The 24,359-nt window shown below is 65.3% G+C and carries 27 protein-coding genes; 14 read left to right on the top strand and 13 right to left on the bottom strand.

Features of this window, described 5'->3' with window-relative positions:
• Positions 1–307: 307 nt before the first annotated feature.
• Both DYI37_RS14855 and DYI37_RS14850 read right to left on the bottom strand, forming a co-directional pair.
• Positions 308–682 (bottom strand): pyridoxamine 5'-phosphate oxidase family protein, encoded by a 375-nt coding sequence (locus DYI37_RS14855; RefSeq protein WP_199520171.1) that lies wholly within the window; start codon positions 680–682, stop codon positions 308–310.
• A gap of 14 nt (positions 683–696) precedes the next feature.
• Positions 697–1,320: a LysE family translocator gene (locus DYI37_RS14850; protein WP_116684054.1), complete on the bottom strand. Its 624-nt coding sequence runs from the start codon at positions 1,318–1,320 to the stop codon at positions 697–699.
• 304 nt (positions 1,321–1,624) lie between these two features.
• On the opposite strand from DYI37_RS14850, the gene DYI37_RS14845 reads away from it, so the two are divergent.
• The 6 genes from DYI37_RS14845 (at position 1,625) to DYI37_RS14820 (ending at position 5,577) form a co-directional block, all read left to right on the top strand.
• Positions 1,625–1,858, top strand: a complete 234-nt coding sequence (locus DYI37_RS14845) for a type II toxin-antitoxin system Phd/YefM family antitoxin (RefSeq protein WP_116684053.1) — start codon at positions 1,625–1,627, stop codon at positions 1,856–1,858.
• Positions 1,840–2,256: a type II toxin-antitoxin system VapC family toxin gene (locus DYI37_RS14840; protein WP_342634944.1), complete on the top strand. Its 417-nt coding sequence runs from the start codon at positions 1,840–1,842 to the stop codon at positions 2,254–2,256. The genes DYI37_RS14845 and DYI37_RS14840 overlap by 19 nt, the downstream gene beginning before the upstream one ends.
• 79 nt (positions 2,257–2,335) lie before the next feature.
• Complete coding sequence (locus tag DYI37_RS14835; protein ID WP_116684052.1) at positions 2,336–3,034, top strand: ceramidase domain-containing protein; 699 nt, start codon at positions 2,336–2,338, stop codon at positions 3,032–3,034.
• 130 nt (positions 3,035–3,164) lie between these two features.
• A complete protein-coding gene (locus DYI37_RS14830) occupies positions 3,165–4,121 on the top strand; it encodes an ABC transporter ATP-binding protein (protein ID WP_116684051.1) in 957 nt (318 codons plus the stop codon).
• Positions 4,118–4,879 carry an ABC transporter permease gene (locus DYI37_RS14825; protein ID WP_116684050.1) on the top strand — a complete coding sequence of 254 codons (762 nt, stop codon included), beginning with the start codon at positions 4,118–4,120 and terminating at the stop codon, positions 4,877–4,879. Before DYI37_RS14830 ends, DYI37_RS14825 begins: the two co-directional genes overlap by 4 nt.
• Positions 4,880–4,929: 50 nt before the next feature.
• Positions 4,930–5,577: an MBL fold metallo-hydrolase gene (locus DYI37_RS14820; protein WP_116684049.1), complete on the top strand. Its 648-nt coding sequence runs from the start codon at positions 4,930–4,932 to the stop codon at positions 5,575–5,577.
• A gap of 156 nt (positions 5,578–5,733) precedes the next feature.
• Here DYI37_RS14820 and DYI37_RS14815 read toward each other — a convergent pair whose 3' ends face one another.
• The 9 genes from DYI37_RS14815 to rpoZ form a co-directional block, all read right to left on the bottom strand.
• Positions 5,734–6,357 (bottom strand): hypothetical protein, encoded by a 624-nt coding sequence (locus DYI37_RS14815; RefSeq protein WP_116684048.1) that lies wholly within the window; start codon positions 6,355–6,357, stop codon positions 5,734–5,736.
• A 291-nt stretch (positions 6,358–6,648) separates the two neighbouring features.
• Positions 6,649–7,326 (bottom strand): SDR family NAD(P)-dependent oxidoreductase, encoded by a 678-nt coding sequence (locus DYI37_RS14810; protein ID WP_116684047.1) that lies wholly within the window; start codon positions 7,324–7,326, stop codon positions 6,649–6,651.
• A gap of 63 nt (positions 7,327–7,389) precedes the next feature.
• A complete protein-coding gene (gene era / locus DYI37_RS14805) occupies positions 7,390–8,349 on the bottom strand; it encodes a GTPase Era (protein ID WP_425365053.1) in 960 nt (319 codons plus the stop codon).
• Positions 8,350–8,387: 38 nt separating this feature from the next.
• Entirely contained in the window at positions 8,388–9,092 is a 705-nt protein-coding gene (gene rnc, locus DYI37_RS14800; protein WP_116684046.1) for a ribonuclease III, read from the bottom strand.
• Between the two features lie 7 nt (positions 9,093–9,099).
• Positions 9,100–9,969, bottom strand: coding sequence for a signal peptidase I (gene lepB, locus DYI37_RS14795; RefSeq protein WP_116684045.1), 870 nt, complete (start codon positions 9,967–9,969; stop codon positions 9,100–9,102).
• A gap of 210 nt (positions 9,970–10,179) precedes the next feature.
• Positions 10,180–10,755 (bottom strand): DUF2062 domain-containing protein, encoded by a 576-nt coding sequence (locus tag DYI37_RS14790; protein ID WP_116684044.1) that lies wholly within the window; start codon positions 10,753–10,755, stop codon positions 10,180–10,182.
• 61 nt (positions 10,756–10,816) lie between these two features.
• Complete coding sequence (gene pyrE / locus DYI37_RS14785) at positions 10,817–11,395, bottom strand: orotate phosphoribosyltransferase (RefSeq protein WP_116684043.1); 579 nt, start codon at positions 11,393–11,395, stop codon at positions 10,817–10,819.
• Between the two features lie 180 nt (positions 11,396–11,575).
• Positions 11,576–13,828 (bottom strand): RelA/SpoT family protein, encoded by a 2,253-nt coding sequence (locus DYI37_RS14780; protein ID WP_116684042.1) that lies wholly within the window; start codon positions 13,826–13,828, stop codon positions 11,576–11,578.
• Positions 13,829–14,080: 252 nt separating this feature from the next.
• Complete coding sequence (rpoZ, locus tag DYI37_RS14775) at positions 14,081–14,479, bottom strand: DNA-directed RNA polymerase subunit omega (RefSeq protein WP_116684041.1); 399 nt, start codon at positions 14,477–14,479, stop codon at positions 14,081–14,083.
• Positions 14,480–14,719: 240 nt separating this feature from the next.
• Here rpoZ and DYI37_RS14770 point away from each other — a divergent pair, with 240 nt between their 5' ends.
• The gene (locus DYI37_RS14770; protein ID WP_116684040.1) at positions 14,720–15,313 is read left to right on the top strand and encodes a LabA-like NYN domain-containing protein; all 594 of its coding nucleotides are present in this window, start codon (positions 14,720–14,722) and stop codon (positions 15,311–15,313) included.
• A gap of 13 nt (positions 15,314–15,326) precedes the next feature.
• The gene (locus tag DYI37_RS14765) at positions 15,327–16,016 is read left to right on the top strand and encodes a uracil-DNA glycosylase (protein WP_116684212.1); all 690 of its coding nucleotides are present in this window, start codon (positions 15,327–15,329) and stop codon (positions 16,014–16,016) included.
• A gap of 144 nt (positions 16,017–16,160) precedes the next feature.
• On the opposite strand, the gene DYI37_RS14760 is transcribed toward DYI37_RS14765, so the two are convergent.
• Positions 16,161–16,502, bottom strand: a complete 342-nt coding sequence (locus DYI37_RS14760; protein WP_116684039.1) for a hypothetical protein — start codon at positions 16,500–16,502, stop codon at positions 16,161–16,163.
• A gap of 350 nt (positions 16,503–16,852) precedes the next feature.
• Complete coding sequence (locus tag DYI37_RS14755; RefSeq protein ID WP_245413938.1) at positions 16,853–18,253, bottom strand: MATE family efflux transporter; 1,401 nt, start codon at positions 18,251–18,253, stop codon at positions 16,853–16,855.
• Positions 18,254–18,495: 242 nt separating this feature from the next.
• On the opposite strand from DYI37_RS14755, the gene DYI37_RS14750 reads away from it, so the two are divergent.
• From DYI37_RS14750 to truB, 6 genes are all read left to right on the top strand, one after another.
• Positions 18,496–19,398: a histone deacetylase family protein gene (locus DYI37_RS14750; protein ID WP_116684210.1), complete on the top strand. Its 903-nt coding sequence runs from the start codon at positions 18,496–18,498 to the stop codon at positions 19,396–19,398.
• A 204-nt stretch (positions 19,399–19,602) separates the two neighbouring features.
• Positions 19,603–20,388, top strand: a complete 786-nt coding sequence (locus tag DYI37_RS14745) for an L-threonylcarbamoyladenylate synthase (protein WP_116684209.1) — start codon at positions 19,603–19,605, stop codon at positions 20,386–20,388.
• 146 nt (positions 20,389–20,534) lie between these two features.
• Positions 20,535–21,950 (top strand): 3-isopropylmalate dehydratase large subunit, encoded by a 1,416-nt coding sequence (leuC, locus tag DYI37_RS14740; RefSeq protein ID WP_116684038.1) that lies wholly within the window; start codon positions 20,535–20,537, stop codon positions 21,948–21,950.
• Between the two features lie 4 nt (positions 21,951–21,954).
• A complete protein-coding gene (gene leuD / locus DYI37_RS14735; RefSeq protein WP_116684037.1) occupies positions 21,955–22,575 on the top strand; it encodes a 3-isopropylmalate dehydratase small subunit in 621 nt (206 codons plus the stop codon).
• Positions 22,576–22,912: 337 nt separating this feature from the next.
• Positions 22,913–23,350 carry a 30S ribosome-binding factor RbfA gene (rbfA, locus tag DYI37_RS14730; RefSeq protein ID WP_116684036.1) on the top strand — a complete coding sequence of 146 codons (438 nt, stop codon included), beginning with the start codon at positions 22,913–22,915 and terminating at the stop codon, positions 23,348–23,350.
• Positions 23,350–24,336, top strand: a complete 987-nt coding sequence (gene truB, locus DYI37_RS14725) for a tRNA pseudouridine(55) synthase TruB (RefSeq protein ID WP_116684035.1) — start codon at positions 23,350–23,352, stop codon at positions 24,334–24,336. The genes rbfA and truB overlap by 1 nt, the downstream gene beginning before the upstream one ends.
• The last annotated feature ends 23 nt before the right edge of the window (positions 24,337–24,359 follow it).

The following is a 24,359-nucleotide window of genomic DNA, read 5'->3' as shown; positions in this document are numbered from 1 at the left end:
GCTGATTGATGCCGGGGAAGCCTGTGGTCAGGGGCGCGAGGACTGGAGCCGACCTGTTCACCGCGGTCGCGGGCCGAACCGTTCTATTCCGAAGTGGGCAGAAGGCACTGCGATAGAACACGTTGATTCTGTTTCAGAAACAAGATTCGAATGGTGGAATGGGTGGTTAGTTCACGGTCTGCTTTCCGGCGGCAATGTGGAATAGCTGCCGTTTTGATCACGCCTTAGGCCGAACCCCATACGCGTCGTACGCGCCCTGCATGCGCTCACCCTCGCTACGATCCGGAAACAGTTTGTAGCTGGGAGCTCAAATGCGGGCGACCTGTTCCACCTCAACGCAGATGATGTTTCGGATCGGGAAGTCCGCCCCGGCCATTCGCAGAAGTTCCGCGCCTAATTCGAGGAAGCTCGGGTCCTGCTGCTGAACGATCTTAGCTCGACCCGTGAGCTTGAACCCGCGTTGACGAAACACGTCCACGAAGCTCACGCAGACCTTTGGCTGGGCCTGCACATTGCGGACGCTGCCGGACGAGGCGATATCCGCGATTACGACGCGATCATCGCCATAGCTCGTGAAAATTTCCTTCGGGGTCACGTTTGGAGTGCCTTGGTCGTCGACCGTTGCCAGCCAGCAAAGCACTGAGTTCCGTATGTCCAGCCTGACTACCTCGTTGATCTTCATCGATCGAGAGTGGCTCAAAGCTTCTCGGAGATCAGACGCAAGCCGAAAGCGGCCAGCACCGTGCCGATCGCCCTCTCGATCCAAAGACCGAAGCGCTCATAGGCGGCTCGGGCAGGACGGGACGTTAGGAGACCGATGACGAACCCATACCAAAGGATCTCCAGTGCGAATCCACCTGCGAGGATCGCAAGCTTTGCCCAAAGAGCGGTATCGGGCGGCACGGCGACAGCATAGAGACCGATAAAGAAGGCGATGCCTTTTGGGTTCGAAAGGTTGACGATAAGGCCCATTCGCAACCCTCGCAACGTACCGATGGGCGCACCGCGCTCCCGAAGGGTAGCGGAGTGTTGGCTACCCAGCCAAGCCGTGATGCCGAGATAGATGAGGTAACATCCGCCTGCGATTTGAATCAGGCTCGCCAGCCAGCCGATGCGGGTCAAAACCAAGGCCAGTCCCGCCATCGTTAGGCCCGCGTAGAGGGTGGCGGCTATCGCCAGTCCAAACGTCGCCCCGATCGCAGCGGGATGGGCACCGGAAATGGACAGCCGGGAAATGAGCGCAAAGTTCGGACCAGGGCTCACCACCACCGCTGCATAAGGCCCAAGCGCGGTCGCAACGGTCAACAGATCGGGACTCATATGCACTCCGCTCGTTCAGCTATCCAGAGCCGAATGTGAACGAGGCAGGAGATGGTGGCAATGTCCGCTTCTTGGCATCGCTGAAGGGCAAGCGAATGGCTTAGAAGGGTCGAAACTCGCCGATCGCCTATTCGGCCGAAGCTGAAACAGAATTATCAACTCCGCTTCGAAAGCAGAGTGGAACTGCAGACGAGCATCTCGAGTGGCTTTTCACCGCTTTAAAGCGAAGAATCTTCAATCCGGCTCATAGCCAAATTCCACCAAACGACATAGATATAGCTAAGTTAGCTAACAGGATGCCGTGATGCAGGTGACCGTCCACGCCGCCAAGACCCATCTCTCCAAACTGATCGAGGCAGCTCACGCTGGTGAGGAAGTCGTCATCGCCAAAGGCAAGCTCCCAGTGGCGAAGATCGTGCCCATCCCGCAGGGCCGCTTCGCGATCGGTCTTCTGAAGGGCAAACTCACTGGACCGGGACCGGACTTCTTCGAGCCGATGGACGAAAGCGATCTGGCGCTGTGGGAAGGCGCACCGTGACATCCGTTCTTCTCGATACCCATGCCTGGACGTGGTCCCTGACGGGCGACGCCCGCTTTTCGTCAGGGGCGACGGCGGCCGTGATGGAAGCCGAGGCCGTGTTCGTCAGCGCCATCAGCCTGTTCGAGATCGGCCAGAAGGTCCGCCTCAGAAAATGGCCCGAAATGGAGCCGTTCTTGCATCGGCTGATCGATCTGGCAGCTGAGCAGGGCGCTCATCTCATTCCCATATCATCGGAAGCGAGCCTCCTAGCCGCCACGCTGGAATGGGCGCATCGCGATCCGTTCGACCGGATCATCGCCGCGACGACGATGGTTCGTGGTTTGACCTTGATATCGGCCGACACCGCCTTCGACGCCCTTCCAGTCGAACCGAAGTGGCCCGGACGGATCTGGTAAGCTGAAACTGCCCCCGACGGCCAGATTTCACGTCGAGCCATTTCTGGTCATCACAAGCTCAGCGACCTAGAACCACCCCATGGACTGGACCTCCCCGATCGACGCCTATTGCGAGCGCACCGACCCGTCGTTCTGGGCCGAGCCGGTCAATGCCGTCACCAATGCCGCCTTTCTGATCGCGCCGTTTCTCGCATACGCTCTCGCCTCGCGCCGGGCGGGATCGGTGGTCGGGTGGGCCGAACTCGCCCTTTCAGCGATCGTCTTCGTCATCGGCATCGGCTCCTTCCTGTTCCACACCGTCGCCACGCGCTGGGCGGCGCTTGCCGATGTCCTGCCCATCGCCGTCTTCATCTTTTCCTATTTTGCCTATGCCCTGTCGCGCTTCGTCGGCCTCGGCTGGATCGGAACGCTGCTCGCAACGATCCTCTTCCTCGCCGCCTCGCAGCTTGCCGAGCCGGCCTTCGCCTGGGCGGTCGGCTCGTCCGCCGGCTATATGCCGGGCCTTCTTGCAATGCTCGGCATCGGCGGTTTCCTCGTCTCGCGCGCCCATCCGGCCGGCCGGGCGGTCCTCGGCGCGGGGGCGGTCTTCACGCTCTCCCTCGCATTCCGCATCGCCGACGGGCCGGTCTGCGACCATTGGGCGCTCGGCACCCATTTCCTGTGGCACATCCTCAATGCCACGACCCTCGGCCTTCTCCTCTACGCAGCCATGCGCCACGGTCATGGGCATGGGCATGGGCATGGCGGAAACCGCGCCGATTCCCGTTTCGGAACGTAGCGTCACCCGTCCGCTCCCTTCTCTTTCGCGGCAAGGCACCCAAGTTGCGAAACAGGATCCGCCACGGCGCCGAGGAGCGGGCCGCGGCATGTCGGGGCTGCGCAAGCCCTCCACTCGACGAAAGCCGATCATGTCGCAGACGCGCCAGAGCGAAACCTCCGCCGAACCCATTCTCGCCGTTCGAGACGTCTCCAAGACCTATGAGGGCGGCTTCAGGGCCCTCAAGCATGTCGATCTCACCATCCGCAAGGGCGAGATCTTCGCCCTTCTCGGTCCGAACGGGGCCGGCAAGACCACGCTGATCTCCCTCGTCTGCGGTCTCGCCAAGCTTTCCGAAGGCACGATCCACGTGGACGGGCACGACGTGACCCGCGATTTCCGCAAGGCCCGCGCCAAGATCGGCCTCGTTCCCCAGGAGCTGACGACGGACGCCTTCGAAACCGTCTGGAACACCGTGTCCTTCTCGCGCGGCCTGTTCGGCCGCCCCAAGGACCCCGCCGTCATCGAGCGCGTCCTCAAATCCCTGACGCTCTGGGACAAGAAGGACAACAAGCTGCGCACGCTTTCCGGCGGCATGAAGCGGCGCGTCCTCATCGCCAAGGCGCTTGCCCACGAGCCCGAAGTGCTGTTCCTCGACGAGCCGACGGCCGGCGTCGACGTGGCGCTGCGCCGCGAGATGTGGTCGGTCGTCGGCGATCTGCGCGAGACCGGCGTCACCGTCATCCTCACCACCCATTACATCGAGGAGGCGGAGATGATGGCCGACCGGATCGGCGTCATCTCCAAGGGCGAACTCATCCTCGTCGAGAAGAAGGACGAGCTGATGCGCAAGCTCGGCCACAAGGAGCTGACCATCAAGCTCGACAAGCCGCTCGACGCGATCCCCGCCAATCTCGCGGACTACAGGCTCGACCTCTCGGAAGACCGTCTCAGCCTTACCTATTCCTACGACACGACGGCCGAGCGCACCGGCATCGCCTCGCTGATGCGGCTTCTGGCCGAGGACGGCGTGCGCTTCCGCGACATCGTCACCAAGCAATCGAGCCTCGAAGAGATCTTCGTCGGTCTTGTGGAGGACAAGAAATGAACTGGCATGCGGTCAAGGCGATCTACATGTTCGAGATCAACCGGGCGATCCGCACGATCGGCCAGTCGATCATTTCTCCGGTCCTGTCCACCTCGCTCTATTTCATCGTCTTCGGGGCCGCGATCGGCTCGCGGATCAACGAGATCGACGGCGTCTCCTACGGCGCCTTCATCGTGCCGGGGCTGATCATGCTCCAGCTCCTCACCCAATCGATCTCGAACGCGGCCTTCGGCATCTACTTCCCGCGCTTTGCCGGCACGATCTACGAGGTGCTCTCGGCGCCGGTCTCGGCGGTGGAGATCGTTCTCGGCTTCGTCGGTGCGGCAGCGACGAAATCCATCGTCATCGGCCTCATCATCCTTGCGACCGCGACCCTCTTCGTCGATTTCCAGATCGCTCATCCGCTCTGGATGCTGCTCTTCCTGGTGCTGACCGGCTTCACCTTCTCGCTGCTCGGCTTCATCATCGGCATCTGGGCGGACGGGTTCGAACAGCTCCAGCTCGTTCCACTCCTCGTCGTCACGCCCCTCACCTTTCTCGGCGGCACGTTCTATTCGATCGACATGCTGCCGGAGTTCTGGCGCGATGTCAGCCTCTTCAACCCGGTGCTCTATCTCGTCTCGGGCTTCCGCTGGGCGTTCTACGAATCCTCCGACGTGTCGATCCTCGTCAGCCTCTCGATGACCCTCGGCTTCATGGCGGCCGCGATGGCCGTCATCTGGTGGATCTTCAAGACCGGCTGGCGCGTGAAGCCCTGACGCCCGAGCGCCCCGACCCTTTCGTCCAATTCATTCACAAGGAGCCGCCCATGGCCAAGCTCAGCGCCGAGATCGTCCCCGTCACCCCGTTTCAGCAGAACTGCACGATCCTCTTCGACGAGGAGACGAAGACCGGCGTCGTCGTCGATCCGGGCGGCGATGCGCCCGCCATCGCTTCGGCGATCGAGAAGAAGGGCCTCTCCATCGAGGCGATCTGGATCACCCACGGCCATATCGATCATGCGGGCGGGGCGATGGAGCTGAAGGACCTCACCGGCGCTAAGATCGTCGGCCCGCACGAGGCCGACAGGATGCTTCTCGACAATCTCGCCGAACAGGCCAAGATGTTCGGTCTCGGCGGACAGGTGCGCAATTGCGAGCCCGATCGCTGGCTCGAGGAGGGCGACAGGCTCTGCGTCGCCGGCCACGAATTCGACGTCCTGCACACGCCCGGCCACGCGCCGGGGCACGTGGTCTTCGTCAATCATGCAGCGAAATTCGTCGTCATGGGCGACGTCCTGTTCTCCGGATCGATCGGCCGCACCGATCTGCCCGGCGGCGACCACCAGACCCTGCTCGCCTCGATCCGGGACAAGATCCTGCCCCTCGGCGACGATTACAGCTTCCTGTGCGGCCACGGACCGGGCAGCCGCATCGGCGACGAGCGCCGGTCGAACCCGTTCCTGAGAGGCCTTTGAGGCGGAGCAGCCTTTACGACGATGACGGCATCGGGCCGGAACGCAGACCCGGCGTTCGGACCATCCGAAGCATCGGCAATCGATCGGAGGCTCGAAGCCCCTGCCGGCTTCGAGGCTCGTCTTGCATAGCGCTTTCTTCGAAGAGGTCCGGCCCGGTCAGTAGTCCGGCGAAATGCGGATGATCTTCGAGCCGCCGCCGGTGACGATCACGTCGAGACCCGATGGCGGATAGGGACGCCGGTCGAGGCGCTCGCTCTCCACATCGATCACCTTCGGGCCGGGATTGGCGTAGCGCCCCGCCCGCGCGTCGCGAAGGGCGGTGTCGGTTTCGAGGGTGTCCGTGGTGCCGCGAAGGGATACGGCGACGATGGAGCCGTTCGTCGTCAGAACCGCGCGATTACGGGTCGACGCCACGCGCCAGCCGCCCGAGCGCGATGGCGCAAGACCGCGGTCGCCGTCGAAGAACCGGCCGGGCACCACGCCCGCGCGGTTCGGGCTCGTTGTGATGCCGCCCCCGTCTTCCAGAAACTCCTCCCTCTCGGAGGTGAAGATTTCGGTGTCGTTGGTGATACCGCCGCCATCGCCGAGGAATTCTCCGTCGGCGCGGCCGCCGTCGCGCCCGATATCGGGGCCGCCGAGGAGGACGTCGTCCTCGCGGTCGAGGCCGATATCGTAGCCGGACGTGATACCGCCGCCATCCTCCAGGAAGTCATCCTGCGAATGGGCGGAGGTGGCTGCGAGGAGACCGATAGCGGTCAGGGGAACGAGAATGGGCCGCATGGGACAAACTCCTTAACGAAACGTTAACTGGCGTTTGTCCACGAAGGAGCAAGTCGTGTGCCAAGTCGCCGCGCGGACCCGGTCCACGGAGGGCTTCGCGTCCTTGGGCTTGGGCCGCGGCAAAGGGCGGGAGCCCGGAGGCAAGGGCTCGTTAACCATGATGAGACGAGCGGTCGAATCACCCTTTCTGGGTGCAGGATGCTCGTGAGGGTACGGATACCCCAAGCCCGGTGTTGTGCCGATCGGGCACGTCCGTCCCGTTTCGGGACATCGGCGACCGACCTGCGGGCGTTAGTGCTCGTAGATCATCTTGCGGGTCATCCCGCCGTCGAGCGTCAGCACTTGGCCGGTCATGAAGCCTGCATCGGCGAGATAGATCACCGCATCCGCGATATCGCCGGGGCGACCGACGCGGCCGACGGGATGCTGGGAATGATCGATCTCGCGAAGGTCCGAGCCGTCCGAGATCCAGCCCGGCGCGATGCAGTTGACGCGGATCTTCGGTCCGAGGCTGATCGCGAGCGACTGGGTGAAGCCGAACAGCCCGCCCTTGGAGGCCGCATAGGCCTCCGTGCGCTCCTCCGACATGAAGGCCCGGGTAGAGATCATGTTGACGATCGAAGCGCCCTCGCCCATCAGCGGCACGGCCGCGCGGGTCATCAGGAATGCGCCGGTGAGATGGCTGTCGGTCACCGCGCGCCAGGCCTCGAGCGTCACGTCCTCGATCGGCCCCGTCACCGGATCGGCCCTGCCGGCATTGTTGACGAGAAGGTCGAGCGTCTCCCAGCCGAGCGAACCGAAGCCGGAGGCGACCGAGGCCTCGCTCGAGACATCGCAGGTCACATGCCGGACATCGGCCTCGCCCTCTTCGAGATCGAAGGAGGCGACATCCCATCCAGACGCGGCAAGAGCCTTGCAAATGCCGGTTCCAATCAGGCCCGACCCACCCGTCACGATCGCTTTTCTCATGAGGGCCGAGCTAGAGTCGCCAGTTGCCGCGTCCAGATGAAAACGGTTACGGCGAATGACCCGTCACTTCCCGAATTCGAGGCCCATTTCGCGGTAGCGTTCGGGGTCGTCGCTCCAGTTCTCGCGCACCTTGACGAAGAGGAAGAGGTGGACCTTGCAATCGGCCGCTTCCGTGATGTCGCGGCGCGCGGCCTGGCCGATCGCCTTGATGGTCTCGCCCTTGTGGCCGAGGACGATCGCCTTCTGGCTGTCGCGCTCGACATAGATCGTCTGCTCGATGCGCACCGAGCCGTCGCGCCGGTTCTCCCAGAGCTCCGTCTCGACGGTGGAGGAATAGGGCAGTTCCTGATGCAGGCGCAGGAACACCTTCTCGCGGGTGATCTCGGCGGCGAGCTGGCGCAGCGGCAGGTCGGAGACCTGGTCTTCCGGGTAGTACCAGGGACCTTCCGGCAGCGCGCCGGCGAGCCAGGCCATCAGGTCGTCGCAGCCCGACCCGTTGAGGGCCGAGATCATGAACACCTCGTCGAACTCGGTCTTTGCGACGATCTCCTGCGTCAGTCCGAGCAGGGTGTCGCGCTTGATGCGATCGACCTTGTTGAGGAGGAGGATCTTCTTCTGGCGCACATCCTTGAGGCGTTCGAGGATGGTCTCGACCTCCTCGTTGACACCGCGCTCCGCATCGATGAGGGCGCAGACGATATCGGCGTCCCGCGCCCCGGACCAGGCGGTCTTGACCATTGCCCGGTCGAGCCGGCGGCGCGGCTGGAAGACGCCCGGCGTGTCGACGAAGACGATCTGGGTCCGGTCGCGGATCGCAATGCCGCGCACGAGGGCGCGGGTCGTCTGCACCTTGTGGGTGACGATCGAGACCTTGGTGCCCACCAGCTGGTTGACGAGGGTGGACTTGCCCGCATTGGGGGCGCCGATCAGGGCGACGAAGCCCGAACGGGTATCCATCCGCTCCTCGCCGCCGCCGCCGCCGTCCTCGTTGCCCGTTGCCGGGGTCCCGGCCGCGTCGCCCATCGCCGCGCTCTCGTCCCGGGTCTCGTTGTCGCTGTCGCTCACGCTTCGTCCTTCCAGACCTTTTCCCGGATCAGCATCGCCACGGCCGCTTCCTGCTCGGCCAGGCGCTTGGATGCCCCGGTTCCCTCGCAAGGTGCCACGCCGGCGATGGAGACGCGGATCGTGAATCTCGGATTGTGGTCTGGACCGGACCGGTCGACCACTTCGTATGTCGGTGTCTGGGGGCCGCGCTGATGGGCCCATTCCTGGAGAGCGGTCTTCGGATCGCGCCGGGCCGCGACCGTCGTGTCGAGGCGCTCGCCCCAATGGGTCTCGATGAAGACGCGGGCGCCGTCGAGACCGGAATTCAGGTAGATCGCGGCAATCAGCGATTCCATGAGATCGGCGCGGATCGAGCGCGTGCGGCCTGCAGCGAGCTTCTTCAGATCGCCGCCCTGGCGCACATATTCGAACAGACCGATCTCGTCGGCGACGGCCGCGCAGGTCTCGGCATTGACGAGCGCGTTGAGGCGCAGGCTGAGTTCGCCCTCGTCGGCATTGGGAAACTTGGCGAAGAGACGCTGGGCGATGACGAGCCCGAGAACCCGGTCGCCCAGGAATTCCAGCCTCTCGTAGGACCGGCCGTCGCCCTTGGCCGCGCGAAAGCTCGAATGGGTAAGCGCGCGCTCGAGCCGGTCGTGATCGGCGAAGGTGACGCCGATCCTCTTCTCAAGTTCCGACAGGGGCTTGGGACGGCTCGCCATCGAGCCGTCAGCCCAGCCAGTTGAAGATGCGCGAGGGGCGCAGATCGGCCGGCCAGTCCCACAGGAAGAGAGGCGAGGCCCCGCCGCCGATGGAGAAGAAGATCATCTGCGCCTTGCCGACGAAGTTCTCGAAGGGCACGTAGCCGAGGTCGAAACGGCTGTCGAGCGAGTTGTCCCGGTTGTCGCCCATCATGAAGTAATGGCCTTCGGGCACCTGGAATTCGCGCGTATCGTCGCCCGGGAGGTCGTCGCCGAGATTGAGCGTCATGTAGGAGCGACCGTTCGGCAGGGTCTCGCGGATCTGCTCGATCTCCTCGCCGTTCTCGCCCACGAAGACGCCGGCCGGCTCCTGGGGAACGGCCGCGCCGTTGATGTAGAGCACGCCGCCGCGCACCTGGATGGTATCGCCGGGAAGCCCCACGAGGCGCTTGATGTAATCGACATCCTCCTCGCCGGGCTTGCGGAACACGACGACGTCGCCGCGCTCGGGATCGCTTGCAAGGATGCGACCATCGAAGAGCGGCGGCGAGAGCGGGAAGGAATAGCGCGAATAGCCGTAGCTCCATTTGGAGACGAACAGATAATCGCCGATGAGCAGCGTCGGCATCATCGAGCCCGAGGGGATCGAGAAGGGCTGGAACAGGAGGGTGCGGATCACGAGGGCAAGGAGAAGGGCCTGGACGACGACCTTCACCGTCTCGCCGAAACCGCCCTTGTCTTTGTCCTTGCCGGCCTTCGCCGGTTTCGCGCCCCTGGCGGCCGTCGTCGTATCGGTCGCCGCGCGGGCGTTCTCGGCCTCCCGGTTCGCAACCGCGCCGCGCTCGCCCATGGTTTCGCCGAGACCCTCGTCACTCGGCTTTCGGGTCGGATCGACCATCCTGATAAAGACCTTTCGGATCGACCGTGAATTCTGCCGGCCGTGGAAGTTAAGCGCTTTTATCGACCCTCTCGCCATGGGGCAATGCGCGAATGCCCGCGCGCGCCGCCCCGAGCACCGGACCGGAAAGCGGGCCCTTTCTGCGGTCCGTGCGATGCGCCTTCGTAAAACCGGAGCCTCGGAGGCGGCGGGCGCACGGGCGTCACGGTCTCACTGGGGAATCACCATGTCGCGAGCGCGCTGAAGACCGCGCTTGGCGATCCGCGCGGCGCGGCGGGACTGGAACCGCTTCACGCCGGCATGAACGATCACGTAGCAGACGGCGCCGGCGGCGATGCCGATCGGAATTCCCCCCACCAGCATCGGCTCCAGCAGCGGCTTCCAGATCGCGGAGAAATCCATCTCGCGCAGGGCATGCCCCACCTGGCGGGGCGATCCCAGTTCGCCGCGCCCGTAGAGGATCTTCGAGCCGCATTCGTAGCTCATCGTCCAGATCAGCGGAAAGGTGAAGGGATTTCCGACGCCGGTTCCGATCGCGGCCGCCGCCATATTGCCCCGGATCACGTAGGCGATGGCGAAGGCGAGAAGAAAATGGAAGCCGAGAAACGGGGTGAAGGAGGCGAACACCCCGGCGGCGAACCCCGCGGCGACCGCATGGGGCGTCGCATGGAGCCTCAGGACGCGCTTCTTGAAGTAGAGGAAGGAGCGCCGGAACGAGGTGCGCGGCCAGAGCCAGAGCCGGACCTTTTCCTTAAAGGTTTCCGGCGTGCGTCGTCTGAACAGCATGGATGTTGCGATCCCTCCCTCGTTCGGCCCCGTCGCCGCGCGGCCCGAAGGCCGCAACTTCCTACAGAGAGCGGCTGCCCGGCTTGACCGGCTCGATCGCGGCAAGTTCGGGCGGGATCCGGTCGGCCGGATAGGCCGGAACCTCGTATTGCGCGAGGGCCAGAAGCGGCACCTCCACATCCGCCTTGCCGGCCGAGCGGTCGATGATGCAGGCGGCGGCGAGGACCTCGGCGCCGAGATCGCGCAGGCAGGCGACCGTCTCGCGGATCGACAGGCCGGTGGTCACGATATCCTCGACGACCACCACCCGCGCGCCCTTCGGCAATTCGAAGCGGCGCAGGCGGAAGACGCCGTTCTCGCGCTCCACCCAGACCGCCGGAACCTTCAGATGGCGCGAGGTTTCGTAGGCCGGAATGATGCCGCCGACGGCCGGCCCCACGATGTAGTCGATCGGGCCCGGAACATGGGCGCGGATCTCGTCCGCCATGCCCGCGCAGAGCCGTTCGGTGAGGTCCGCATGCATGAAGACACGGGCCTTCTGCAGGAAGACCGGGCTGCGCAGGCCGGAGGTCAGGATGAAATGCCCTTCCAGATAGGCCCCCGCCTCGCGGAAGATCGCCAGAACCTCGTCCGTCGTCATCGCGCTCGTCCCTTCATTCGACAATTCACAGCCCGCGCCGGGCCCTTCGCCGTCCCGGCATCGGTAAGCGGTTTAGAACAGGTTGGGTGCGGAGGGAAACGTATGCCGCGGCCAAACGGCCGAAAAACGGCGGAAGGCTCTCGGGGTATCGCCCGTGGCGCCCGACCCCCGCGACGAGGTCTATCCGTTCACCCGCGTCACCGAGGAGACGCAGTCCTTGGCGCGGATCTGGTTCAGCGTCCGGTTGAGATGGTTGACGTCCCAGACCTCCAGATCGAACACCATCAGCGTGAAGTCCGGGGCGGTGGATGCCATTTCCAGCTTGTGGACATTGGCGTCGTTGGCCGCGATCGTCGCCGCGATCTCGGCGAGCGAGCCCGGTTCGTTGATCGCCGAGACCGAGATGCGGGCCGGGAACCTGCGGTCGAGATGCTCGTCGATGTCCCAGCGCACGTCGACCCACCGCTCCGGATGGTCCTCGAAGGCCATCAGGGCGGGCGACTGGATCGGATAGATGGTGATGCCCTTGCCCTGTTCCAGGATGCCGATGATGCGGTCGCCCGGCACGGCACCGTCCTCGGAGAACATCACCGGCAGATCGCCGCCGACGCCGCGGATCGGGATCGCCTGGGAGACGGCATTGGCGGCCGCGTCCGGAGCCGGCCTCGGGCGCGGTTTCGGCTTGCCGGGCAGGCGGAAGATCATGCCGGCGGCGCTTCTGAGGTTGAACCAGCCCTCTTCCGGGTCGGTCTCGCCGCGCTTCGTGGCGCGGGTGTCCTGATAATCCGGGTGGACGGCCCGCAGGAGATCGGTCGAGGGCAGTTCACCGCGACCGACGGCGGCGAACACGTCGTCGACGTTCTGATGGCCGAGCTTGCCGAGGACCGATTTCAGCATCTCGATGGAGAAGGCCCGGTTGGAGCGGGCGAAGGCGCGCTCGGCGATCTGCCGGCCGAGACCGGAATACTGCTTGCGGGTGTTGGCCCGCGAGGCCCGGCGGATCGCGGCGCGCGCCTTGCCCGTCGTCGCGATCTGCTCCCAGGCCGCCGACGGCACCTCGCTGGTACCGCGGATGATCTCAACCTCGTCGCCATTGGCAAGCTCGGTGACCACCGGCATGATGCGGCCGTTGATCTTGCAGCCGACGCAGGAATTGCCGATCTTGGTGTGGACGGCATAGGCGAAGTCCACCGAGGTCGCACCGCGCGGCAGCGCGATCAGCCGGCCCTTCGGGGTGAAGCAGAACACCTGGTCCTGGAAGAGTTCGAGCTTGGTGTGCTCGAGGAACTCGTCCGAGCTGTCGCCGCTCGCCAGAAGCTCGATGGTGCGCCGCAGCCAGGCATAGGCGTTGGAATCCTTCGACAGTTCCAGCGTGCGGGTCTTGTCCCCATCCCCCTCGCTGCGCGTCTTGTAGATCGCATGGGCGGCGATGCCGTATTCGGCGATGCGGTGCATCTCGTGGGTGCGGATCTGCAGTTCGACGCGCTGGCCCGTCATGCCGATGATGGTGGTGTGGAGCGAGCGGTAGTCGTTCTGCTTGGGGGTCGAGATGTAGTCCTTGAAGCGGCCCGGCACCATCGGCCAGTTGCGATGGACGATGCCGAGGGCCTCGTAGCATTCCTCCTCGCTGTCCACGAGGATGCGGAAGGCGAAGATGTCCGACAGCTGCTCGAAGGACATGGCCTTGCGCTGCATCTTGGAGAACACCGAATAGGGTCGCTTCTGGCGCCCGGTGACCTTGGCGTCGATGCCCTTGTCCTTGAGGCGCTGGGTAAGATCGCCCTCGATGCGGGTGATGATCCCCGAATAGCGTTCCTGAAGTTCGGCAAGCTTGGCCGTCAGCGTCTCGTAGGCTTCCAGACTGACATTGCGGAAGGCGAGATCCTCGAGCTCCTCGCGCATGTCCTGCATGCCCATGCGCCCGGCGAGCGGGGCATAGATGTCGAGCGTCTCCTGGGCGATGCGCACGCGCTTGTCCTCGCGCATCGCGCCGAGGGTGCGCATGTTGTGCAGCCGGTCGGCGAGCTTGACGAGAAGGACGCGGATGTCGTCGGCGATGGCGAGGAGGAGCTTGCGCAGGTTCTCGGCCTGCTGGGTGCGCTTGGAGACGAGATCGAGGCGCTTCAGCTTGGTCAGCCCCTCGACGAGCTGGCCGATGCGCGGCCCGAAGATCTGGTCGATCTCCTTGCGCGTCGCATCCGTATCCTCGATCGTGTCGTGGAGGAGCGCGGTCGCGATCGTCGCCTCGTCGAGCCTGAGATCGGTGAGGATCGCGGCGACTTCGAGGGGATGGGAGAAATAGGGATCGCCCGAGGCGCGCTTCTGCGCCCCATGCTTCTGCATCGCATAGACATAGGCGCGGTTGAGGAGGGCCTCGTCGAGTTCGGGCTTGTAGGCGGCGACCCGCTCCAGAAGTTCGTATTGACGCATCATGGCAGAGGCAGCGCCCTCGTCGACCGGCGGATGCGCAAATCGAAGGAAACGGGCGCGTCCACCGCGCCGCCGTCAGACCCCGATCTTCGCATCCCGCCCATTGTCTCCCATCCCATTCCCGTTCGCACCGAGCCCCGACCTCCGGCCCGGCGAGACCGTTACGAAAAAAGGAGCGCTCCACCCAAGGAACGCTCCTCTCCAAGATAGGCGCCTGCGCGCCGGCGCGGAAGCCTCAAGAGGCGCCCCGGGCGATCAAAAATCCTCGGTCTTCTCGGGCGCGACGAGGCCTTCGATACCGGAAAGGAGTTCCTCCTCCGACATGCGGTCGAACTGGGCCGGCTCGTCGGACTTGTCCTGCAGGGCCGGCTGGGTGCCGGATGCCGCGGCGCGCTCGGGCGCGCGGGCCTCTTCCGGCTCGTCGACTTCCACATGCTTCTGGAGCGTGTGGATCAGGTCTTCCTTCAGGTCTTCAGGCGACAGCGTCTCGTCGGCGATCTCGCGAAGCGCGACGACGGGGTTCTTGTCGTTGTCGCGGTCGATCGTGATCGGGTTGCCCTGACTGATCTGACGGGCGCGATGGCTGGCGAGGAGCACCAGCTCGAAACGGTTATCGACCTTATCGACGCAATCTTCTACGGTGACGCGGGCCATGCCTGTCTCCTCATGCTGGACGTCCAATGGGCGGGATCGCATGTGCCTTATCGAAAATCCACATCGACCACAAGACCGGCAAACGTGAAATCCGTTGCATAAGCGGGAATTCGGGCGCCGTCGCCTTGATCTCAACACAAGTCGCGCGGTACCGACTGCGAGTGAAGACCGCCTCGAAACTCAGTCTTGCGAAGGAATCACCGTCCTTGCGAACCGAGTAGAGCAACGAAAGCGACCCCGATGTTCGACCAGCGCGAGAAAATTGCCCTCTTCATCGATGGTGCCAATCTCTATGCCGCGTCCCGAAACCTTGGTTTCGATATCGATTACAAGAAGATGCTGACGTTCTTCGAGAAGAAGTCCTATCTGCTCCGGGCCTACTACTATACCGCGCTGATCGAGGACCAGGAGTATTCCTCCATCCGTCCGCTCATCGACTGGCTCGACTACAACGGCTATCGGGTCGTCACCAAGCCGGCCAAGGAGTTCACCGACGCGTCCGGCCGTCGCAAGGTGAAGGGCAATATGGACATCGAGCTGGCGATCGACGCCATGGAGCTCAGCGACGCGGTGGACCATTTCGTCCTGTTCTCCGGCGACGGCGACTTCCGCTCCCTCGTCGACGCGCTCCAGCGCAAGGGGCGCAAGGTCTCGGTCGTCTCGACCCTCGCGACCCAGCCGCCGATGATCTCCGACGATCTGAGGCGCCAGGCCGATCACTTCATCGATCTGGCGAGCCTCAGATCGGAGATCGGCCGCAGCCAGGCCGAGCGCGATGCACGCCTTGCCCGGCGTGCCGCCCATGACGAGGACGGGGACGGCGAGGATTACTGAGCCCTTGCCGACGATGCCCGCCCTCGACACACGCACCATCGCCGACGGCGCCGCCGAACCGCCGCGCGACTGCCCGCTCTGCCCGCGCCTCGTCGCGATGCGCGAGGAATGGCGGGAGAAGGAGCCGGACTGGCACAACGCGCCGGTGCCGACCCTCTATCCGACCGGTGGCCCGCAGACCGTCCGCCTTCTCGTGGTCGGCCTTGCGCCGGGGGTCCGGGGCGCGAACAGGACCGGTCGCCCCTTCACCGGCGATTATGCCGGCGACCTTCTCTACCGCACGCTCAATCGTCACGGGCTCGCCAACGACCGGTTCGCGGCGCGGCCCGACGACGGGCTCGAGCTCTACGGCACCGCGATCACGAATTCGGTCCGCTGCGTGCCGCCCCAGAACAAGCCGGTCGGGGCCGAGATCAACACCTGCCGCAGATTCCTGGCCGCGAGCCTCGACGGCCTGCCGAACCTCGTCGCCATCGTCACCCTCGGCCGAATCGCCCATGACTCGACCGTGCGCACGCTGGGGCTGAGGCTGAAGGACCACGCCTTCACCCATGGCGGACGGATCGAGGCCGGGGCCTATACCCTGTTTCCGACCTATCACTGCTCGCGATACAACACGAATACCGGGCGCCTGACGGAAGAGATGTTCGACGCGGTCTTCGACGCCGCCGCTGGCTTTCTGCGCGGCGCTTCCAAATCCTGACGCCATTCGCGCCCGCGTCCTCGCTTCCCGAAGACACGCCATGAAAAAGGCCGGCCCGCCCCGAAGGACGAACCGGCCCGAATGCCTGACGGCCGCCCCTGCCCCGGCTGGGGTCATGGGGCGAACCGTGCGCCTGCGTGACGATCAATCGTTGTAGGACGAGCCCGGAACGAGATTGCCGGCATTGGTGCTGACGCGCGGTGCATCGACCGATCCGGCCGTACCCTGCTGGACGCTGGCGCGCTCCGCCTCGTTGGCGGCGGTGCGGCCGTAGGACGAGCCCGGAACGGTCTGGGTGTAGCCGTAGGTCTGGCTCGTCTGGACCGTCGTGACGCCGGCGGTCGGCTGGGTCACCTCGACGCGTGCGGTCTCGTCGGAGCGATCGTCGTAATAGCGCGAGCCCGGGACGAGGCCCTGTGCGCTTGCGGCGAGGGTCATGGCCGAAGTTGCGGCGATCGTGGCGGCGAGAAGCGTGGTCTTGAACATGATCTGTCCCTTTTCCTGATCTGCCCGCCGATGGTCTCGGTTTCGATCCGATCTCCGGTTCGGCGGGCAACAACGTGGCGGCGCGTTATGGCGTCGTCTTGTGACCCCTATCTGGCGGTTTTGCTGCACCCGCGAAAGCCCTGAATGTTGAACAATCCGTCGCGGTTCTTGCCCCCAACCTCCCTATTTCGTGATGCAACCGCGAAAACGATGAACAATCGCGTTTACAACGAAGGATAACATGCCTTTACGGAAGTATAACGCAGCGGCGTCATCCCTCTGTGAAATGAGGTGTCATTCCGGCGTTTCGCAGAGGGCAGGCAGCGTCCCGAAGGGGATGCCGGACGGGATCACGAAACGGCATCCGGCGATCGGCCATAGGCGGGATCGAGGCCCTGGAACGCTGCGCTCCGATTGCGCGGCGTGAGCGCGAGGAGGAAGCCGCCCCGAGCCCCCAGGAAGACGAGGAGGGCGATCCAGAGCCCGTGATTGCCGAAGGCGGGGGTCAGGCCATAGGCGAAGAGGACGAAGACGAGGAGCGAGGCGATCATCATGTCGCGCATGGTCCGCGACCAGGTGGCGCCGATGAAAATGCCGTCCATGACGAAGGCGAGCGCGCCGGCGAGCGGGGTCAGGGCCGCGAAGGCGAGAAAGGCGGCCGCCTCGTCCCGCACCCGCTCCTCGGTGGTCAGAAACGCGACCAGCATCTCGCCGCCCGCAAGGAAGATCGCCGACAGAAACGCGGCAAGGACGAAGCCCCAGAGGATCGTCAGTTTCAGCGCCCGATCGAAGGCCGGCCGGTAGCGCGCGCCGATGGCGCGACCGGCGAGCTGCTCCGACGCCGTCGCCATGCCGTCGAGAAAATAGCCCCCGATCGCGAAGAAGTTCATCAGAATGCCGTTCGCGGCCAGCGTCACCGCGCCGAAGCCCGCCCCGAACCGGGTGAAGAGGACGAAGGCCGACAGGAGGCAGAAGGATCGGATCATGATGTCGCGATTGACCGCGATCATCCGGCCGAAGCCGGCCTTATCGAAAATGCGCGAGAGGGACGGTTTATGAGCCGGATCGAAGCCTCGGATGACGACGAGGACGCCGACGAGCGCGCCCACCGCCTCCCCGCAGACCGTGCCGAGCGCGACGCCGGAAATGCCCCAGTCGAGGACGAGGCCGAAGAGGATCGAGAGAGCGATGTTCACGCCGTTGACGACGATCTGGAGGACGAGGCCGAGACTGCCGCGTCCGAGCCCCAGCACATAGCCGAGGATCGCATAGTTGAGGAGCGCGAAGGGCGCCGAGAACATGCGCACGAAGACGTAGGTCTCGACGGTTTCGGCGACCCCCTCGCCCGGCGCGATGGCGAGAAGGCCCGCTGCCGTGACGAGCGGTTCGGCGAGGATCAGGAGAAGGCCGATCCCGAGGGCGAGGATCGCGGCGCGCCAGAACACCGCCTGGCCCTCCCGGGCCTCGTCCGCGCCGAAGGCCTGCGCGGTCAGCCCGGTGGTGCCGGACCGGATGAAGTTGAAGAGGGCGAAGGCGAAATCGAAGACGAGGACGCCGACCGTCAGCCCCGCCAGCGCCTCGGCGCTTCCCACCCGGCCGACCACCGCCATGTCGGTGAGCCCGAGAAGCGGCGTCGTGAGGAAAGCGAGCGTCATCGGAAGGGTGATCGCCCAGACCATGCGGTGGGTGACGGCGAAGGGCCGCGGGGCAGCGCTTCGAGGCTCCATGGCATCGGCTTTGCCCGTCGTCATCCTGATGCTCCTTCACCGCTTACGCCCTTCTCTTAATCAGGTTGAAGCAGAATGGGCACCGGTTTTCCGCTCGCATCCCGCGCAACGGAAACCGAGGAGCGATGTGTTCAATTCCATCGGATGCCATCGCGCTTTTGCGGCCCGTCGACCGGCGTCCGGCACACGCGGCCAGTCGCCGCGATCTCCGGCCATTCGCTTCGATCGACGCTGTCGTCGGGGCCATCCTCCCCATATGGGCCGGGATGAGCCTGCCGATCGTCCACCACCCCGCCTTCGACGCCCGTTTCGACGAGGCCCACCGGTTTCCCATGTCGAAGTTCACCCGGCTTGCGGACATCCTCGTCGAGGACGGGATCGTCGGGCCGGCCGGCTTCTTCATGCCCGCACCCGCTCCGGCAGGCTGGCTGCGGCTTGCCCACGATCCGCGCTATGTGGACCAGGTGCTGCACGGCCAGGTGCCGCCGGAGATCGAAAAGGCCATCGGCTTCAAGGTGGACGCCTCCGTCGCCATGCGCTCGCGCACGGCGACCGGCGGCACGGTGCTGACGGCGCGCCTCGCGCTCGCCGAGGGCCTTGCCTGCAACACGGCCGGCGGCAGCCACCATGCGAGCGCCGCAGGCGGGGCCGGCTTCTCGGTCTTCAACGATGTCGCGGTCGCCGCTCATGTCCTTCTTGCCGATGGCGACGTCTCGAAGGTTCTGGTGGTCGACTGCGACGTCCATCAGGGCGACGGCACGGCGAGGATCTTCGCAGGCGATCCTCGCGTCTTCACCCTCTCCCTCCACGGCGAGAAGAACTATCCGCCCGAGAAGGCCGTCTCCGATCTCGACGTGCCGCTTCCCGACCGGATGGAGGATGCCGCCTATCTCGATGTGCTGGGCCCCGCCCTTCATACAGCCTTCGATCGCGCCCGGCCCGATCTCGTCTTCTACAATGCGGGCGTCGACCCCCATGTGGACGACCGCCTCGGCCGGCTCTCGCTCACATCGCGGGGCCTTGCCGAACGCGATCGCCGCGTCCTTTCCTTCTTCCGCGAACGCGGCCTTCCGGTCGCTTCGGTCATCGGTGGCGGCTATTCGCGCGATATCGACGCCCTCGCCCATCGCCATTCGATCATTCACCGGGTGGCATCGGAATTTGTCTGATCGGGGTAGACGGAGGCGCGCGCCGGTCACGGCCAGATACGTCTTTCCCCTTCCAAAATCGGCAAAAGCCCCCTATTGCGGCGTTTAGCATCGAAAATGACGCGAAGGGCCGAGCGAGCCGTCCGCGCGTCGGCGCCGGCTGGCGCGGCGTCCGGGAGAAGCGAGAGGTCCCCGTCGATCCGACAGAGAATGGATGGAGCGAACATGCCTGCCACAGAAAAGACCGTCGCCTGGAGCGGAGACGTCCAGACGGAGGGACTGGAAATCCTGACGAAGGGCGGCGGCATGATCGTCTCGCCGACCAAGGTCGGCTACATCATCATGGTTTCGGACAAGGCCGGGCTCGAGCGCAAGTTCGACGCCAAGGTGAGGAAGCGCAACAAGCCGGGCGTCGTCCTGTGCGGCTCCATGGAGGAGCTGAAGGCGCTCGCCGAACTCACCCCCGAGATCGAGGCCTTCTATCAGGCCCATTGGGACGCGAACATTCTCCTCGGCTGCATCCTGCCCTGGAAGAAGGAGGCGATCGCCAAGATCCCGGACGACGGATCGCGCGACTTCGTCATGGACGGCCGCCAGACGAGCTGCTTCGTCATCCGCTTCGGCACCCCGTCCGAACAGCTCGCGGAAGCCCTCTGGCGCGAGCACGGCAAGCTCGCCTTCGCCTCCTCCGCCAATCCGTCGGGCAAGGGCAATCGCGGCCTCGTCGAAGGCATCGGTGAGCGCATCGAGGCCGAAGCCGACCTCATCATCTCGGCCAACGACTACGTCGCCTCGATCCAGCCGGACAAGGACGAGGGCTCGCGCTACGAGCAGGGCGTCATGGTCGCCATGGTCGACGAGAACGGCACGCTCGTTCCCGAGCAGAAGGGCGAGCGTTCGGTCTCTCCCGCCCCGATCCTCATCCGCAAGGGTCTCGACGTCGACCGGATCATGAGCCTGCTCGCCCAGCATTTCCCGAGCTGGGACTATCGCCACGGCCAGTATTACTGAGGACCGGGCGCCTCGGCCGGGTGGCTTTGTCTTCCCGGCCCGCAGCCTCTATCTTATGGGACATCGAGGGGCCGTCACGGCCCTTTTTCGTCTTCGTCTTCGTCGCGCGAGCCCGCAACTCCGCGCACGCTGAACGGCAGGAGCTCATGGCCAAGACCCTCTACGACAAGATCTGGGACAGTCACGTCGTCTCCTCGCAGGCCAACGGACTGACGATCCTCTATATCGACCAGCACCTCGTGATCGAGGTCACCAGCCCGCAGGCCTTCGAGGGCCTTCGCGATGCCGGGCGGCCGGTTCGCCGCACCGAGGCGACGCTTGCCGTCGCCGACCACAACGTGCCGACCTTTTCCGGCCGCCGCGACGATCTCGCAGAGCCCGATTCGCGCGAGCAGCTGCGTCTCCTGAAGTTGAACACGACGGATTTCGGCGTCACCTATTTCGACCAGACCGACCGGCGCCAGGGCATCGTCCATGTGATCGGGCCCGAGCAGGGCCTCACCCAGCCCGGCATGACGATCGTCTGCGGCGACAGCCATACGGCGACCCACGGCGCCTTCGGCGCGCTCGCCTTCGGCATCGGCACCTCCGAGGTCGAGCACGTGCTCGCCACCCAGACGCTTCTGACCAAGCGCTCGAAGAACATGCGCATCACGGTCGACGGAACGCTGCCCTTCGGCGTCACGGCCAAGGATCTGATGCTGACCACCATCGGCAGGATCGGCACGGCCGGCGGCACGGGCCATGTGGTCGAATATGCCGGCTCTGCCATGCGCGCGCTCTCCATGGAGGGGCGCATGACGGTCTCCAACATGTCGATCGAGGCCGGGGCGCGCGCCGGCATCTTCGCCCCGGACGAGACAACCTATGCCTATATCGAGGGCCGGCCCGGCGCGCCGAAGGGCGAGAACTGGGACAAGGCGCTCGCCTACTGGTCGAGCCTTCGCAGCGATGCAGGCGCGACCTACGACCGCGAAGTGGAGTTCGCCGCCGAGGACGTGCAGCCCATGGTCACCTGGGGCACTAGTCCCGAGGACGTGATCCCGGTCTCCGGCACGGTTCCGAACCCGGACGAGGCGGGCAGCGAGCGCCGCAGACAGGCCGTTCAGGCCGCGCTCGACTATATGGGCCTGAAACCCGGCCAGGCGATCGGCGAGGTTCCGCTCGACCGCATCTTCATCGGCTCGTGCACCAACAGCCGGATCGAGGACCTGCGTGCGGCGGCCGCCATCGTTTCCGGCCACAGGATCGCGCCCAACATCGTCAACGCCATGGTGGTGCCCGGCTCCGGCCTCGTGAAGGCCCAGGCCGAACAGGAAGGCCTCGACAAGGTGTTCGTCGAAGCCGGGTTCGAATGGCGCGAGCCGGGCTGCTCCATGTGCCTCGGCATGAACGCCGACAAGCTCTCGCCGGGCGAGCGCTGCGCCTCGACCTCCAATCGCAATTTCATCGGCCGCCAGGGTCCGGGCGGGCGCACCCATCTCGCAAGCCCCGCAATGGCCGCCGCCGCCGCCATCGCGGGCCGGTTCGTCGATGTGCGCGACTGGGGCAGACGGAGCTGAAGTCATGGAAAAGTTCGTGAGCGTCACGGGCATCGCCGCCCCCATACCGATCAACAATGTCGACACCGACATGATCACGCCCAAGCAGGTGCTGAAGGCGGTGACCAAGAAGGGCCTTGCCTGGTCACTCTTCCAGGAGCACCGGTTCCGGCCGGACGGTTCGGAAAATCCGGACTTCGTCCTCAACCAGGAGCCCTGGCGCAACGCCTCGATCATCGTGAGCCTGGAGAACTGGGGCTGCGGCTCCTCGCGCGAGCATTCGCCCTGGGCCATGTACGATTTCGGCATCCGCGCGGTGATCGCGATCTCCTATGCCGACATCCACTACAACAACTGCTTCAAGAACGGCATTCTGCCGGTGGTTCTCGCCCCGGACGAGGTCGACGTGGTGATGCAGGCCGCAAGGCGCGGCGAGGAGGTCACCGTCGATCTCATGGCGCAGGAGGTCCGGCTGGCGGACGGAACGGTGTTCTCCTTCGAGATCGAGGACTACCGGCGCGACGCGCTCCTGCGCGGGCTCGACGAGATCGGCCAGACCCTCGACGAGGCGGAGGCGATCGCCGCCTTCGAGGAGAAGCAGCGCCGCATCACGCCCTGGCTCTACGACCGCGCGCCGATCGTCTAACCGCCGGCATCTCGGATTTTTGAACGCCGGAGCCGGCCGGCCTCACGTCGCCTTCAGACGGCCGGGTGCCGGACCCGCAACCTGTGCGTCCATGGCGGGGCATGCCTATCCGGTCGTCTCGGCCGGGAGTTGACATCGCCGGGCGAAACCATCAGGACACGCAGCCTGAAACCTTGCGCCGGGCAAGTCCGATCCTTGCCGGCAGACGAATGAACCATTGCCCGACCGATCCGCTCGGACCACGGCCCCTGGAAGGCCGGGGCGCGCGGCGTCGACGGTTTGCGGCGCGATCCACGCGCCGCCCACCCTTTGCGCGGGCGAGAAGACGAAAGACCCTATGGCACCCCGATCCAAACCCAATGCCGGCCCCAGCCAGCGGCAGCTTTCCGTCGGCGAAAAGGTCCGCCACGCCCTCACCGAGGTCATGCAGCGCGGCGACATCCGCGACCCCGTGCTCGAGCGCGCCGTCGTCTCGGTCACCGAGGTGCGCATGTCGCCGGACCTCAAGATCGCGACCGCCTACGTGACCGTGCTCGGCCAGGAGGATATCGAGCCCTTCATCAAGGCGCTCAACCAGAACGCCCGCTTCATCCGAGGCCGGGTCACGCCTTCCCTCAGACAGATGAAGTACATGCCTGAAATCCGCTTCCGCGAAGACACCTCCTTCGACAACTTCGCCCGCATCGACGCGCTCCTGAAGTCGCCGGAGGTGCAGCAAGACCTCGTCGACGAGGACGAGGACGAGGGCGGCGCGAGCGGCCGGGAGACGAACTGATGGCGCGGCGGGGCAAGAAGCCGAAGGGCCGGCCGATCAATGGCTGGGTCATTCTCGACAAGCCGAAGGGCATGGGCTCGACCGATTGCGTCGGCAAGCTGAAATGGCTCTACTTCGCGCAGAAATGCGGCCATGCGGGCACGCTCGACCCGCTCGCCTCGGGCATGCTGCCGATCGCCTTCGGCGATGCCACCAAGACCGTTCCCTATGTGATGGACGGCCGCAAGACCTACCGGTTCACCGTGCGCTGGGGCATCCAGACCTCGACCGACGACACCGAGGGCGAGGCGATCGAGACATCCGACGCCCGGCCGAGCCGGGACGCGATCCGCGATCTCCTTGCCGACTATACCGGCGAGATCGAACAGGTGCCGCCCGCCTTTTCGGCGATCAAGATCGGCGGCGAGCGCGCCTATGATCTCGCCCGCAGCGGCGAGACCGTGGAGATCGAAAGCCGCGTGGTCACCGTCCACCGGCTCGATCTCGTGGAGGCGCCCGATGCCGATACCGCCGTCTTCGAGGCCGAATGCGGCAAGGGCACCTATGTGCGCGCCATCGCCCGCGATCTCGGACGCGATCTCGGATGCTTCGGCCATGTGACCGATCTGCGGCGCACGGCCGTGGGCGCGTTCGAGGAAGCGGACATGATCCCCCTCGACGAACTTCTGGACGTTGCCGACGAGAACCGGGAGGAGCTGACCGAGGAGGCGATCGAGTCCGGCGCGAAGGCGAGAATCATGGATTTCGGCCCCCTCGACGAATATCTGATCGAGCCGGAAGCGGCCCTCTCGGATCTCTACGAGGTCATGCTCAGCGACGATCAGGCCGCCCGCGTCCTCTCCGGCAATTCGGTGCTCCTGAAGGGCCGCGATGCGCCGGCCTTCTGCGAGGAGGCCTTCGCCACCGGCCATGGCCGGCTGATCGCGCTCGGAGCGGTCGAGCAGGGCTCGTTCCACCCCAAGCGCGTCTTCGGCGGACGGGGCTGACGCGCCCCGCCCAGTGACGTCTC

The organism is Fulvimarina endophytica (genome assembly GCF_003403015.1).
Taxonomy (GTDB): Bacteria; Pseudomonadota; Alphaproteobacteria; order Rhizobiales; family Rhizobiaceae; genus Fulvimarina; species Fulvimarina endophytica.
This window is presented reverse-complemented; position numbering and strand designations above follow the sequence as displayed.

What these genes read in the sequence shown, in the direction of transcription:
- DYI37_RS14855 (WP_199520171.1), bottom strand. Translation starts at nt 682, where the DNA reads ATGAAGATCAACGAGGTAGTCAGGCTGGACATACGGAACTCAGTGCTT.
- DYI37_RS14850 (WP_116684054.1), bottom strand. Translation starts at nt 1,320, where the DNA reads ATGAGTCCCGATCTGTTGACCGTTGCGACCGCGCTTGGGCCTTATGCA.
- DYI37_RS14845 (WP_116684053.1), top strand. Translation starts at nt 1,625, where the DNA reads ATGCAGGTGACCGTCCACGCCGCCAAGACCCATCTCTCCAAACTGATC.
- DYI37_RS14835 (WP_116684052.1), top strand. Translation starts at nt 2,336, where the DNA reads ATGGACTGGACCTCCCCGATCGACGCCTATTGCGAGCGCACCGACCCG.
- DYI37_RS14830 (WP_116684051.1), top strand. Translation starts at nt 3,165, where the DNA reads ATGTCGCAGACGCGCCAGAGCGAAACCTCCGCCGAACCCATTCTCGCC.
- DYI37_RS14825 (WP_116684050.1), top strand. Translation starts at nt 4,118, where the DNA reads ATGAACTGGCATGCGGTCAAGGCGATCTACATGTTCGAGATCAACCGG.
- DYI37_RS14820 (WP_116684049.1), top strand. Translation starts at nt 4,930, where the DNA reads ATGGCCAAGCTCAGCGCCGAGATCGTCCCCGTCACCCCGTTTCAGCAG.
- DYI37_RS14815 (WP_116684048.1), bottom strand. Translation starts at nt 6,357, where the DNA reads ATGCGGCCCATTCTCGTTCCCCTGACCGCTATCGGTCTCCTCGCAGCC.
- DYI37_RS14810 (WP_116684047.1), bottom strand. Translation starts at nt 7,326, where the DNA reads ATGAGAAAAGCGATCGTGACGGGTGGGTCGGGCCTGATTGGAACCGGC.
- era (WP_425365053.1), bottom strand. Translation starts at nt 8,349, where the DNA reads ATGGGCGACGCGGCCGGGACCCCGGCAACGGGCAACGAGGACGGCGGC.
- rnc (WP_116684046.1), bottom strand. Translation starts at nt 9,092, where the DNA reads ATGGCGAGCCGTCCCAAGCCCCTGTCGGAACTTGAGAAGAGGATCGGC.
- lepB (WP_116684045.1), bottom strand. Translation starts at nt 9,969, where the DNA reads ATGGTCGATCCGACCCGAAAGCCGAGTGACGAGGGTCTCGGCGAAACC.
- DYI37_RS14790 (WP_116684044.1), bottom strand. Translation starts at nt 10,755, where the DNA reads ATGCTGTTCAGACGACGCACGCCGGAAACCTTTAAGGAAAAGGTCCGG.
- pyrE (WP_116684043.1), bottom strand. Translation starts at nt 11,395, where the DNA reads ATGACGACGGACGAGGTTCTGGCGATCTTCCGCGAGGCGGGGGCCTAT.
- DYI37_RS14780 (WP_116684042.1), bottom strand. Translation starts at nt 13,828, where the DNA reads ATGATGCGTCAATACGAACTTCTGGAGCGGGTCGCCGCCTACAAGCCC.
- rpoZ (WP_116684041.1), bottom strand. Translation starts at nt 14,479, where the DNA reads ATGGCCCGCGTCACCGTAGAAGATTGCGTCGATAAGGTCGATAACCGT.
- DYI37_RS14770 (WP_116684040.1), top strand. Translation starts at nt 14,720, where the DNA reads ATGTTCGACCAGCGCGAGAAAATTGCCCTCTTCATCGATGGTGCCAAT.
- DYI37_RS14765 (WP_116684212.1), top strand. Translation starts at nt 15,327, where the DNA reads ATGCCCGCCCTCGACACACGCACCATCGCCGACGGCGCCGCCGAACCG.
- DYI37_RS14760 (WP_116684039.1), bottom strand. Translation starts at nt 16,502, where the DNA reads ATGTTCAAGACCACGCTTCTCGCCGCCACGATCGCCGCAACTTCGGCC.
- DYI37_RS14755 (WP_245413938.1), bottom strand. Translation starts at nt 18,253, where the DNA reads ATGACGACGGGCAAAGCCGATGCCATGGAGCCTCGAAGCGCTGCCCCG.
- DYI37_RS14750 (WP_116684210.1), top strand. Translation starts at nt 18,496, where the DNA reads ATGAGCCTGCCGATCGTCCACCACCCCGCCTTCGACGCCCGTTTCGAC.
- DYI37_RS14745 (WP_116684209.1), top strand. Translation starts at nt 19,603, where the DNA reads ATGCCTGCCACAGAAAAGACCGTCGCCTGGAGCGGAGACGTCCAGACG.
- leuC (WP_116684038.1), top strand. Translation starts at nt 20,535, where the DNA reads ATGGCCAAGACCCTCTACGACAAGATCTGGGACAGTCACGTCGTCTCC.
- leuD (WP_116684037.1), top strand. Translation starts at nt 21,955, where the DNA reads ATGGAAAAGTTCGTGAGCGTCACGGGCATCGCCGCCCCCATACCGATC.
- rbfA (WP_116684036.1), top strand. Translation starts at nt 22,913, where the DNA reads ATGGCACCCCGATCCAAACCCAATGCCGGCCCCAGCCAGCGGCAGCTT.
- truB (WP_116684035.1), top strand. Translation starts at nt 23,350, where the DNA reads ATGGCGCGGCGGGGCAAGAAGCCGAAGGGCCGGCCGATCAATGGCTGG.